The following is a 12731-nucleotide window of genomic DNA, read 5'->3' as shown; positions in this document are numbered from 1 at the left end:
GAGATTCCATGAGCATTACGCCAACACAAATCGACGCCTTCGCCCGCTTTCTTGATGATTTACAACGCCGCATTACGGATGCCTTGGCGGCGGAAGACGGCCAGCCTTTCCGGCGCGACGTTTGGCAACGCGATGGTGCGGACGGCGGCCTGCGCGGCCACGGCGTGACGATGGTGCTGAAAAACGGCGCGGTGATTGAGCAGGGCGGGGTGAATGTTTCCGTCGTCCACGGCGCCACACTGCCCGCCGTCGCCACGGAAAAACGGCCGCAGCTCGCCGGTTGTGCCTTCAGCGCGCTGGGTTTGTCGCTGGTCATTCATCCGCGCAATCCCTATGTGCCGACCAGCCACGCCAACATCCGCCTTTTTGTCGCCCGTGACGGCGAAACGGTGCGCGCCTGGTGGTTCGGCGGCGGCTTTGATCTCACCCCGTTTTATCCGTTTGATGATGACTGCCGCGCCTGGCACGCCGCCGCCGCGGCCGCCTGCGCCCCGTATGGCGCGGCGCTCTATCCGCGTTTCAAGGCGTGGTGCGACCGCTATTTCTACCTGCCGCACCGTGGCGAGACGCGCGGTATCGGCGGCATTTTCTTCGATGATTTCCATGAGTTGCCGTTTGCAGATGCCTGCGCCTTCACCCAGGGCGTCGGCGAGGCGTATCTCGCCGCGTATTTGCCCATCGTGCGGGCGCGGAAGAACACCGCTTATGGCGCGCGCGAACGCGAGTTTCAGTTGTACCGCCGCGGGCGTTACGTCGAATTCAACCTGCTTTACGACCGTGGCACGCATTTTGGCCTGCAAAGCGGCGGCCGCGCCGAATCCATCCTGATGAGCTTGCCGCCCGCCGTGCGCTTTGAATACGCCTACCAGCCACCGGCGGGCAGCAGGGAAGTGCACCTCGCCGACTACCTCAAACCGCGGGATTGGCTGACACCGCCGCCGTCGCCCACGCCTGATAACCCGCGCTGACCGCATCGACCGCAAGGCACAGCACCTGCGGGCAGTCGTAAGGATGCAAGCGCAAAATCGCCGCCTCAACCGCGTCGTAGAGCGCCCGCCGCGTCTTGATGGTAAGCCGTACCTCGTCGTCCGTGCAAAGCTCCCCCTGCCACCAATACTGACTGCGCACCGCCTCATACTGCACGCAGGCGGCGAGTCGTTCGCGCAGCAGCGCCTCGCCGATGCGCTCGGCTGTCTCGCGGTCGGGCGCGGTAGAGAGCACCACGCATAACACGTCATTCATACACACCTCCGGAAAAGCGGCATTATAAAGCGGCAAAACGCTGTATATAGCGGATCCCATTGGGGTTGAATGGATGATGCGGGATGATATAAACCAGAAGAAGAGAGCGACATAAACGGGAAAAATCGGGAACAAACGGGAAACGGCGGGAAGGAAAATTGAAACCGCGTCGCAAATACCGAAGCGCCAAAAACCGGCGACGTCGCCGGAAATACCAAACCAGTCTAATCGCGGCCCATATATAAAGTCCGCAAGATGGTCGCACCAATCAAGGTGCGACTATGCCATCCAATACACGCCTCCACACCGAACTCCTCATTACCGCGGGTGTCCGTGGGCTTGACCGTATCGACGCGGTCATCGAAGCCCTGCGCGCCGCCGGGCACAACACCGACCAGCTCACCGATGAATCCGCGCGGCTGCGCGCCGAGTGGGACAGCCTTGACCCGGAAGAACGCGCGCGCCGTCTGCGCAACCTCGCGGAAGCTACCAACCAGGCACGCGAAGATGCCGACCGCCTTGCTGACAGCGCCGAGCGCAATGTCGGCGCATTTGACCGCCTGAAAGGCGCGGTCATCGCCTTCGGCGCGGCGCTCGGCGTCGCCTTTGTCGCGGGGAAAATCAAGGATTTTTTTGGCGAGGCGGTCAGCGGTGCGGCAGATTTTGAGGCGCAACTCTCGACCGTAAAAGCTGTCTCTGGCGCGTCTGCCGAGGAAATGGAAGCGCTGCGCGCCGCTGCCGAGAAGATGGGCGCAGAGACCAAATATAACGCTACGGAAGCAGCGCAGGCGCTGGAAAATCTCGCTCGCGCCGGCCTGAAAAGCAGCGAAGCCATCGAAGCGCTGCCGTCGGTGCTGGCGCTGGCACAGGGTAACGGCCTCGAACTCGCTGACGCCGCCAGCTACATCACACAAACCGCCTCCGGTATGGGCTTGGCGATGAGCGATGCCGCGCGGGTTGCTGACGTCCTTGCCAAGGCGGCGTCCTCCGCCAATACCGATATTAAGGGCATGGGCTTGGCGATGAGCTACGCCGCGCCAAACGCGCACGCCCTCGGCCTCACCCTCGAAGAAACCGCCGCCTACATCGGCAAGCTGGCCGATGCGGGCTTTGACGGCAGCCGCGCCGGTACGGCGATGGCGGCGATGATGAGCCAATTCCAAAATCCGGCCAGCACTTTCAGACGCGAGCTTGCCTCTATTGGTATCCGCACCAACAATTTCAGTCAGGCGATTCGCGAGTTGGCGGCGACCGGGCCGAAGGGGCAGGCGGCCATCAGCGCGCTCGGCGAAGCGGCCGGCCCCGCTTTCCGCGCGCTGGTCGGGCAAGGGATTGAGGCGGTCGATGAACTGAACAACAAGCTCAAAGATGCCACCGGCTTTGCGGTCAATCAGGCCAAGGAAATGGGCGACAACGTCGGCGGGGCATTTGCCGAGCTGGAAAGCGCATGGGATGCGGTCAAACTCAAGCTCGCCACGCCCATCCTCGAACCGCTGAAAAAGAAAATGCTGGAGCTGGCGGATGTTATCTCCGAACTGGTCGCCAGCGGCAAAATTGAAGCGCTTGGCCAGAAAATCGCTGACACCTTTGAGCATGGCGCCGACGTGGTCATCCGCTTTGTCAAGGAGCTGGACTTTGGCGCGGCGGTGGACAAGGTCAGCAGCGGCTTTGCCGTGCTACAAACAACCGGCGTGGCGCTCAATGGCGCATTCCAGGCGCTCTCCATTGGGCTGAACGGGCTGAAGGCGGGATTTGCCACCCTCGGCATCGTCCTCACTACCATCATGCAGGTTGCCGCCAACGTTGCGCTCGGCATCTTGGGCGCGGGCGAAGCCGTCACAGATTTTTTCGGCATCACCGACCGCGCCTCGAACTCCATGCTGGAACGCCTCGCCAGCCTGAACGAAGTCGCCAACAACGCGCGCGACGCGCTGCTCGATGTCATCAACAACGCAGGCGAATCCATCCGTGCCAGCGGCGAATCCATCGCAGGGACGGCACAAGATGCCGCCGAAAAAGCCAGTGCCTCCCTCGCCCAAATCCCACAAGCCACTGCCGACGCCGTAGAAGCAGCCAAGCAGCCGATATTGGGCTTTGCCCAAGTTGCCATTGATGCCGCGCGTGAAGTCACGGACGCAGCCATCACCGAAGCGGACAAACAAACCAAAGCCGCTGTCGACGCCGCGCAGCAAACCAAAGCGGCGCAAGAGCAGGCGGCGGAAGCGGCGAAGAATGCTTTTGCGGACATCGGCGTTGACCTCGACGAAGTCTTTACCGGCGTCTCCGCGAAATCCAAAAAAGCGATGAGCGACTACACCTATGCGGTGCAGCAGGCGATGGATGCCGGTTTGGATGCGACCGCCGCGGCCCGTGCAGGCTTTGAAGCACTGGCGGCGAAAATCTCGTCGCCGGAAGAATGGGCGGCGCTGAAACAGCAACTGACGGACAGCGGCGTAGCGATGGACAAGCTGACGCAAGGCCAGCTCAAGCGCATGGCTGACGGCATCCAAGGCTTGCCAGATGCGGCGGCAACCGCAATGGATGCGCTCAAAGAACGCCTCAACAGCGCCGACCTCGGCGGATTGGAACGCATCGGCACTGAAGCCAAAGCGGCCTTCGCCGCGGGGGAACTCTCCGCCAAACAGTACGCCGACATCCTCGACCAAATCAAAAGCAAAACCGAGGAGCTGCGCGCCAAAACCGCCAAAATCGGCGAAACCGCCACGCAGGCGCATGGACAAGCAGCGCAAGCGGCACAAGAACACGCCGCCGCACAGAAAAAAGAAGCCGAAGCCAGCGAACAGGCCGCTGAAGCCACCGAGAAAAAGAAAAAGGCGATGATGACCATCTACGACGCCAGCAAGCTCAATGCCGAGGCCATCGGGCTGGTTGATGACGCCATCAACAGCATGGTGACCAGCCTGGGACACATGGATGCCGACGACTACCTGCGCAAGGTGGCGGCGATGTCGCAGGTGGGACAGCAGTACGTCGCCGATGTGCAACGCGCCGAGAAGGCAACTGAGCTCCTCAACCAGCGTACCAGCGACGGCACCGTCTCCATGCAGGACATCGCCCGTGCCGCACAGGCCGCGCACTCCAATATCACGGCGCTGGACAGCACCACCCTCAAAAACCTCAACGCCAGCATCGACGCCGCCAAGAAAAAACTGGAAGACCTGCAACAGCAGGCACGCGACACCGCCGCCAGCCTTGAAGCCGAACTGGCGCAGCTCAAGGGCGACGACAGCAAAACCGCGAAGCTGGAGCAGCAGCGCAAGCTGCGCGAGCTGGAGGGCAAGCTGCAAGAGGCGCGAATCCGTGGCAACGCCGAAGAAATCGCCCAGTACGAGCGCGCCCTCGAACTCCAGCGGCAAATCGGCGTCGAGAAGGCGCGGCAGGCGGCGGACAAGAAAGCCGAGGCGGCAGCGCGCGCGCAGGAATCGCGCAGCCGCGGTAACGCCACACCGCGCAGCACGACGGCCAGCAGCGCCACCAGTCACGGCGCAGGCGACATCAGCCCGCAGCAGGTGGTGGACGTTTGGGACGACCGCATTGCCGCCGCCGAGAGACGCGGCGCACAGAATTTTGCCAACGAACTCTACAACGCCGCCAAACGGAGCCCGCGATGACACCTTGGACACTCACCCGCAAAGACAACAACGATAGCCTCGAACTACCGGCCGACATGCGCTGGCGTGACGAGTTTGACTGGCAAGCGCTGGCGCAGTCGCAGGTGCAATACAGCCTCGGCGGCAGCGCCATCATCCAGCAGGGGACGATGCTCGCCGGACGTCCGGTCACTCTCGGCGGCGAGTGGATCTGGCTGCCACGTGCCACGCTGCTGGCCCTCGCCGCCTGGGCGGACGTGCCGGAGCTGGAAATGACCCTCGCCCACCCCGACGGGCGGCAGCTCAACGTCTGTTTTGCCCGCCCCGCGCTCTCTGATTTGACCCCGGTCGCCTACCGCGCCCCCGAAGACGGCACGGCGCAGTACGAGGCGCCGACCCTCCACCTGATGACCATCTAATGCAACCCGGTAACAGATAATGACCAAACGCCATACCCAACTCACCACGCAAGACCTGCGCTTTTATCCGACCGAGAACTTAACCGACAGCGACGACGGCGGCGGCCTGATGGTGCGCGACCCGCTCACCGGTGCCGACAACGAGCTATTTAATCCGGTCTCCGACCAAGACCGCACCATCGGCCGCTTCTCGGCGCGCTCAGTGCATGCGGCGGTGCGCCGACCCGATGCCGCCAAGCTGGGCGGCGCGCACGTCATCATCAGCAAGCCCGCCAAGGCGGCCAACGTCTCGCACCTGCTCTACCGCGGCGTGCGTTATGGCGAGCGGCGCAAGGACATCATCAAGCGCATCGCCGCCTACGCGGTCTATACCATCGAGAGCAAGATGACCCTGCTCTCGACGCAATCGCTCGGCTCACGCATCGTCCAGGCGTATCAGCGCACCGATGAGGCCTTGCCGCTGGTCGGTGATGTCTATTGCCTGCGCCAAGTCAAAAAGGGCTACCCCACCGAGGAGCAGTACATCCAGGTTATCCGCGTCTCCTCCGAAAACCGCACCTTTACCACGCCGGACGGCAAGGATTTTATCCGCGCCGTGGTCAAGATGGAGACCTCGACCGCGCTCACCGCGGATTTTATCGGCGCCGATTATCCCTCCATCACCCATGCCGACCCGCCGTGCCTCTTAATGGAGACGCACATCTCTGACAGCGCCTCTTACTATGGCGTCAAACCGCTGGTTGAGGCCATCCGCGCCAACACGCAGACCATCCGCCTGCCGAGCATCATGGAAAAACTGGTGCCGACCTCGCAGCTGGAGACGCCGCTGATTGATTACACCGCCGCCGGGCAGCGTCAGCTCATCTTTGATGCGGCCAAGGGCGAATCGGTGCTTACCGCCTACAACGCCATCAATGACAGTACCGTTCTGCACGCAGGCAACGCCATCACCCCCGGCAGTCTGCGTCTCACGACGAACGGCATCACCATCAGCGACCGCGGCGGCACCCTCTACCGCGGCGATACTGCGGTCGGCACGGTGGACTACGCCCGCGGCGAGCTGCGCTTTAGCGAGACCCTCTCCTCCGGCGGCGTCTGGACGCTCTACTTCCGCCCGGCAGCCGAGCTGCTGCAGGTAGCGGACACCGCCAGCATCCCGGTGTTGATTAACAACCGCAGCTACAACTATGTCCTCACCATCCTGCCGGTGCCTGCGCCCGGCTCGCTGCAAGTGTCGTACCGTGCGCAAGGTCGCTGGTACGACCTGCGTGACGACGGCTCTGGCGCCTTGCGCGGCGGCTCGGCCGGGCATGGCAGCGGCACCCTCAACTACCGCACCGGCTCGGTGTCGCTCACCTGCGGCGAGATGCCCGACGTCGGTAGCGAGGTGCTGTTTTCTTGGGGCTCGCAGGCAACCATCCACAACCGCGCCGATAGCCAGCCGACGGCGACGATGCTGATTGCCACCGAGGCCGGCCTCGCCCCCAACACCGTCAAATTAAGCTGGACAGACAACGGCGCGGCCAAGACGGCGCAGGACGACGGCGCGGGCAACATCAGCGGCGCCTGGACGGGGACGGTCGATTACCGCAGCGGCGACATCACCCTCAGCAGCTACCCCGGCGGCGAGCAACGCCTCGACGTCAAGGTCGATTACAGCGTCGGCCAGCCGCAGACCGCCGAGTGGAAAGCCCCGACACGCGACGGCAGCGGCAACGTCAACCTCACCCTCGGCCAGACACAAATCAAGCCGCGCTCGGTCGAGCTGGTGTACAACGTCCTCATAGAGGACTACGACACCAAAGTGCAGGCGGGTGAGGCCTACACCCGCCAGGTCGACCCCTATGTGACGGTGCGCGATGACGGTGCGGGCGCGCTGCGCGATGCCGGTGGCGTCAGCCGTGGCACGATTAACTACACGACCGGCGTCATCAAACTTAAGCCGGACGCGGTGGTCAAAATCCCCAAAGCCATCTACCGCAAACAGCCGATGGGCGAGGAGATAGTCTCCACCCAAGGCACGACGCAGACGGTCAAACCGCTCTACCGCATGGTGTTTGCCGGTTACGAGTACGTCGAGGCGCTCGCCTCCGCGCCGATTGACGACAGCTTTGTGGTGAGCGCCAAGTTTCGCGGGCAGCAGTCCGAGGACGCACGCAGCAAAAAGGCGGCCTCCGGCACGCTGCGCATCGACCTCCTGCCGACCTACGCCGAGCGCATCGTCCCCGGCTCGGTGCGCTTTGCGATTGGCAGCGAGGTGTATTTTGACCGTCGCGGCGAGCTCTACTACCGCCTGGAGCCTGCGACCGGGGCGGCGGCGCGCATCGGCAGCATCAACTACGAGACCGGCATGGCCACCATCGAGCAGGCACCCGCCGGGGCGGTCAACTTGCAGGCGCTCGCTGGCACGGTATCGGCCAACCCGGTCGATACCGCGGTGTGGCGCATCCCGGCCTCGCCCATCCGCCCCGCCTCCCTGCAAATCACCGCGACCCCGCTCAGCGGCGGGCAGCTCAACGTGCGCGCCGACAACGGCGGCAAGATTACAGGCGGCAACGTTGAGGGCAGTATCGACTACGAGACCGGGGTTGCCCGTGTCCGCTTTGGCAAGTGGGTGGTGGCCGCGGGCAACGAGGGCAAGTATTGGTACAACCCAGACGCGGTGCGCCCGGACGGCAAAATCTGGCAACCGGCACAGGTCTATGCCGACACCATCCTCTATAACGCCGTCTCCTACACCTACCTGCCACTCGACACCTCGGCCATCGGTATCGACGCGGTGCGCCTGCCCGCCGACGGCCGTGTGCCCATCTACCGGCGCGGCGACATGATCGTCATCGGCCACCGCCTCAGCGATGACCTCGGCAGCGCGCATACCGCCGGGCAGACGGTGCGGCTCTCGCGCGACCACATTGACAGCCTCTGCCTGCGTGACGCCAAAAATCGAGCCATCGAGGCCAAGTGGTACGACTACGACCTCGACGCGGGGACGCTGACCTGGGCGACACCGCTCGACCTCTCTGCCTATCAGATGCCGATAACAGCCCACCACGCAAGAGAAGAAGAAAACCGGGTCATCGTCGCCGACATTGACGGCACCTTGCAACTGCAATTTCCGGTCGGCCGTGACTATCCCAAAGAAGACACCTACGTCTCCAGCGCGCTCATCGGCGGCGATTTGGAGGTGCGGCACAGCCCGCCGTGGTCGCAGAAACTCTTTGACAACGTCTGGTCGGATGACCCTAGAGGCGACGCCATCACCGCCAAACTCAACCTCAAAGACTACCCGCTCGTCCTGACCGATGACGGTGCGACCACCGACCGCTGGGCCATCGTCTGGCGCGACGGCACGCAGTTTGACCTCTACAGCGAGGCGCTCGGCTTTGTCGGCCGCTTTGACGCGCTGCAAGACCTCGCGCCGATTAACGCCGCCACCGGCAAGCCGTACTTTGTCCTGAAAAAGGGCGCGTTTGGCATCAACAACGGCGCCTCGCCGTGGGCGGTTGGTAACGCGGTGCGCCTCAACACCTACGGCACCCACCTCGGCGTCTGGGTGCTGCGCGCGGTACAGCCCTCGGCGACCAAACAGACCGAGACCGACGGCTTCACCATGTGCCTACGCGGCAATACGGTGGAGGTATAACCGACACCTTCCCCCCTCTCCCTTTGGGCGAGGGGACGGGGGTGAGGGCTGCCCGCACACCTCGCTGCTGAATAAACCACCCGAACAACAACAGGAAATCCCATGTACGCCAACGACCTCGAAATGCCCGTCACGCTGTATCGCTCAACCGACGATGACGCCCCGGCGCTGACCAAAAGCAACCTCTCCCTCATCCTCAAAGCCTGCCTGGTCACCGGCTACGGCAGCAAACCCGGCGCGGGCTGGACAATGCCGCATGAAGAGGCCGCGGCAGGCAAGCGCTTCTTTGCCCCGGCAAAAACAGGCGAGCTGGACAGCTACCTGCTCGTCCACGACAACAACGGCACAAGCCGCGTCGCCGCCTGGCGTGATTACGCTGCCATCGACAACGCACCGCCCGCGCTTGAACTCGCCACCCCCTACAAACACGGACAGGGCGGGCAGTGGAGCGGGCGCTGGGCGGTGGTCGCCACGGCGCGCGGCGTGGTCGTATGGGTGGAGGGCGGTTACGACAGCGTGGGGCGCAACGGCATGATGCTCTACTACGGCGACAGCAGCAGCGCCGACAACGGCGGCCGCGCCCTCATCCTCGCGCACAGCGGCGGCACCTACAACGACGGCTCACATGGCAGCCTGTTTCATTGGCCGGAGGATCCTAATTCCGCCCGTGCTTATGCGAGGGCGCGTAGCTACCGCGACGATACCGGCGCGCAGGCGCAGGACTTTTTTGGCCTCTTTGCCGCGCCGCGCGAAACCGCCGGGCAGTACGTCGCGCCGGTGTTGCTGCAACGAGGCGAGCGCCTCTACGCCGTGCCGGGCGTGCATACCAACACCCGCGCCGCCGATAATCTCGCCCTGATTGATGATGAGGGGGCGCAATACATCATCCTGCACAGCTACGGCTGGAATGGCCTAAATACTACTTTTGCCCGCCTGGCGGTGCGCACCGACAAATGGCGGTACTGACATGCTGTTAGAGCCGCATTACATCCCCGACCACCGCGCCTACATGGCGGGCAGCGAGGACGGCATCGTTACCGTCGGCGGCGCGGCGGGCATCGGCAACATCTACGTCTTTGACGCCGAGACCTTGCTGTTGCAGCAGCAGACACGCTCCCTGCCCAACGGCCACTACCTCGTCCCCTACCTCAACCCAGCGCGGCGTTACCTCATCATGGGACGCCATCCACAGAGGCAGTACGAGCCCATCTGCTACGACGACCTCAAACCCGCCACCGCGCTGACGCTGGCGGAGCAGGCGCAACTGTGGGCGGCATGGCAGTTGTAGGGTGGGGCTTGACCCACCGCGCAGCGGCAAGGATAACCACACATGGCGACGCTCAAACCTGACCGCCTCCCCCTCACCCTCGGCGAACATACGAGCGGCCGCGACACCGCCCGCCTGCCGCTTGCGCTCGACCGGCAAGGCGGCAGCACCCCGCCGCCACCCAAACCGCCACCGCAGGCCAAAGTGGTGCGCATCAGCAGTTGCAGCGGGGCGCGGGTGGCGCCGACGGTCGACATTACCGCCTGCCTGCCCGCGCTGGGACAACCGGCGCCCACGTCCAACTGCCTGCCCGCCAATATCCGCCCGGTGGTGGACGTTGGCCTGTGCCAACGCCATGCCATCACCCCGGTGCCGAGCCTCGGCAACTGCCAGGCGACGCGCATTAGCGTCAGCTACCGCATCACCAACTGCCAGCGCATCAGCATCGGCGGCAACCCCGCCATCGCCAACTGCGCCGCCCCACGCAGCACCGCCGCGGTCGCCATCAAAACCTGCACCGTGGCAATCACCGCCGCCGCGCCCGCCTTGCGAGGCTGCGCCGCGCCACGTGTCAGCATCGCACCGCTGCTGGTGAACTGCACGCGGCAACACGGCTGGGGCTTGCCGCTGCGTGCCTGCCAACCGGTGCGCTACCAACGCGCGGTGCGCCCGCCCTGCGAGTATTACCCCATCCCGCTGCCGCCGCCACCGCCCGACCAATCACCCTGCCGCCTGCGCCCGCCACCGCACCGCCTGCCGTTGCCATTCACGCGGCGCCGTGTGGCGCGGGATTCTGCCCGCCTTGCCCTGCCGCTGCGCTGCTGGCACGACGGCAACACCAACGACCTGCCCATCCTCCCCGGATACATCATGCACAACAAGATTACCGCCGACATCAATGGCGAGCCGCTCGACCTGCTCGCCCTGACACTTACCACCGACACAGCCTCCTACTGCTGGCAGGGCGACATCACCCTCTCGCCCGCCAGCTTTGTCAAACTCAAGATTGACCAACGCGCCGCGGGCGATGAGGCCGTCATCACCCTGCGCATCAACGGCCAGCGCTGGGACATCCTCGCCGAGGACTACCGCGACACCCGCAAATTTATCGGCCACAGCTACACCGTCACCGGGCGCAGCATCACCGCCAAGCTGGGCGCCGACTACGCCAAGGGCAGACACAGCAAGTACGACGCCGCCCGCTACGCGCGACAAATCGCCGACGAGCAGCTCAACCTGCTGCCCTACCGCATCGCCGCGTGGGAAGCGGTCGATTGGCTCATCCCCGGCGACACCTACACCGTCTCCGGACAGACACCGATAGAGGTCATTGCCGACCTCGCCAGAGCGGCCGGGGGCTTTGTTGAGAGCCATCCCTACGAGGCGCAGCTCTTTGTCCGCCCGGTGTGGCGGCAGCCCGCGTGGGCGAAACCGACGCCAGCGCTGACCATCCCTGCCAACCTCATCCTCTCCGTGTCTGGCCAGCGCCGCATCAGCGAGCGCTGCAACGCGGTACGCCTGACGCCTGCGGCCGAGCAAATCGGTGGAGCCAAGGCCAAGGGTGGGCTGGTCTATCGTGAGGGCACCGACCAACAGCCGGAGGCCTCCACCCTGACCCACGCCGCCTACACCGACACCGACGTCATGCGCGCCGCGGGCATCCATGCCTTGAGCGAGACCGGCACGCACAAAATCGAAACCGTGCAACTGCCGTGGGCGGAAAAATACCAGCTGCCGCTGGCAAGCCTCGGCGCGGTATGGGCATTTGCGGAGCAGGGGCAAACATGGCAGGGCATCATCAAGGGCGTGAGCGTCGCGGTGGATCTGGACGGCGGCGCGCCGGTGGTTACGCAGACCGTCACCATTGATCGCTATCTGGGAGATTAAGCCATGAGCAACATCCGCCAACAACTGATTGACCTCATCAACCCGCACCACCGCGCCGTCGCCAAGATTGTTGGAGGCAAGGGCGCGGACACGTGGGTAGGGGAGACCCCATCCGGCGGCGTGGTGGTTATCACCGGGCAGACGCAAATCGGCGAGAGCGTCTATTTTGATGCCATCACCCTGCGCATCGAGGGCAAGGCGCCGGATTTGGAGTGGCAGGAAATCAGGGTGTGATTGCCCGCCCGTATGGATGACTACCGAACAGCGAGGTATGCAGGCGAACCCCACCCCGCCCCTCCGGGGGATAAATCCCAAACCAGTCTAATCGCCGCTTTATGCGGCGATTTTTATCATGGTCTTCAGTCAATCAACTGGAGACTCCCATGCCCAAAAAGCACAACAAAATGGCCATCTGGTACGTCATCAGCGCCGTGCTGCTCGTCGTCCTAGCCATCATCGCCCGCCAGCAAATTGGCCTCTTGCTGCTCAAAACCATCTACATCAGCATCGCTCTTGCCCTTGGCTACTACGCCGACCGCACCATCTTTGCCGCTTATCGCCCGTTTGAAATGCGCCAAGAGCCCATCGTCTTTGCGGCGGTCATGATTCGCCGCGCGTTGCTCGTCTCTGCCGTCGTCCTCGCCTTTGCCATCGGACTGTAA

10 protein-coding genes are annotated in these 12731 nt (G+C 64.0%); 9 read left to right on the top strand and 1 reads right to left on the bottom strand.

Annotated elements, in window-relative coordinates; all coding sequences use genetic code 11:
* The first annotated feature begins 8 nt into the window (after positions 1–8).
* A complete protein-coding gene (gene hemF / locus EL199_RS10800) occupies positions 9–968 on the top strand; it encodes an oxygen-dependent coproporphyrinogen oxidase (RefSeq protein WP_004141417.1) in 960 nt (319 codons plus the stop codon).
* Here hemF and cutA read toward each other — a convergent pair.
* Positions 910–1242 carry a divalent-cation tolerance protein CutA gene (gene cutA, locus EL199_RS10795; protein WP_126316079.1) on the bottom strand — a complete coding sequence of 111 codons (333 nt, stop codon included), beginning with the start codon at positions 1240–1242 and terminating at the stop codon, positions 910–912. The genes hemF and cutA overlap by 59 nt on opposite strands.
* 281 nt (positions 1243–1523) lie before the next feature.
* On the opposite strand from cutA, the gene EL199_RS10790 reads away from it, so the two are divergent.
* From EL199_RS10790 to EL199_RS10755, 8 genes are all read left to right on the top strand, one after another.
* Positions 1524–4874 (top strand): phage tail tape measure protein, encoded by a 3351-nt coding sequence (locus EL199_RS10790; RefSeq protein WP_004141422.1) that lies wholly within the window; start codon positions 1524–1526, stop codon positions 4872–4874.
* Positions 4871–5272 (top strand): hypothetical protein, encoded by a 402-nt coding sequence (locus EL199_RS10785; RefSeq protein WP_004141424.1) that lies wholly within the window; start codon positions 4871–4873, stop codon positions 5270–5272. Before EL199_RS10790 ends, EL199_RS10785 begins: the two co-directional genes overlap by 4 nt.
* A 19-nt stretch (positions 5273–5291) precedes the next feature.
* Positions 5292–8915: a hypothetical protein gene (locus EL199_RS10780; protein WP_004141426.1), complete on the top strand. Its 3624-nt coding sequence runs from the start codon at positions 5292–5294 to the stop codon at positions 8913–8915.
* Between the two features lie 102 nt (positions 8916–9017).
* On the top strand, positions 9018–9881 hold the full coding sequence (locus EL199_RS10775; protein ID WP_004141429.1) for a hypothetical protein: 864 nt from the start codon (positions 9018–9020) through the stop codon (positions 9879–9881).
* A gap of 1 nt (position 9882) precedes the next feature.
* A complete protein-coding gene (locus EL199_RS10770) occupies positions 9883–10203 on the top strand; it encodes a hypothetical protein (RefSeq protein WP_004141431.1) in 321 nt (106 codons plus the stop codon).
* A gap of 42 nt (positions 10204–10245) precedes the next feature.
* A complete protein-coding gene (locus EL199_RS13045) occupies positions 10246–12069 on the top strand; it encodes a hypothetical protein (RefSeq protein ID WP_197719333.1) in 1824 nt (607 codons plus the stop codon).
* A gap of 3 nt (positions 12070–12072) precedes the next feature.
* Complete coding sequence (locus tag EL199_RS10760) at positions 12073–12303, top strand: hypothetical protein (RefSeq protein WP_004141444.1); 231 nt, start codon at positions 12073–12075, stop codon at positions 12301–12303.
* Positions 12304–12452: 149 nt separating this feature from the next.
* Positions 12453–12731: a lipoprotein gene (locus EL199_RS10755; protein ID WP_004141446.1), complete on the top strand. Its 279-nt coding sequence runs from the start codon at positions 12453–12455 to the stop codon at positions 12729–12731.

The organism is Cardiobacterium hominis (assembly GCF_900637305.1).
Lineage (GTDB): Bacteria > Pseudomonadota > Gammaproteobacteria > Cardiobacteriales > Cardiobacteriaceae > Cardiobacterium > Cardiobacterium hominis.
This window is presented reverse-complemented; position numbering and strand designations above follow the sequence as displayed.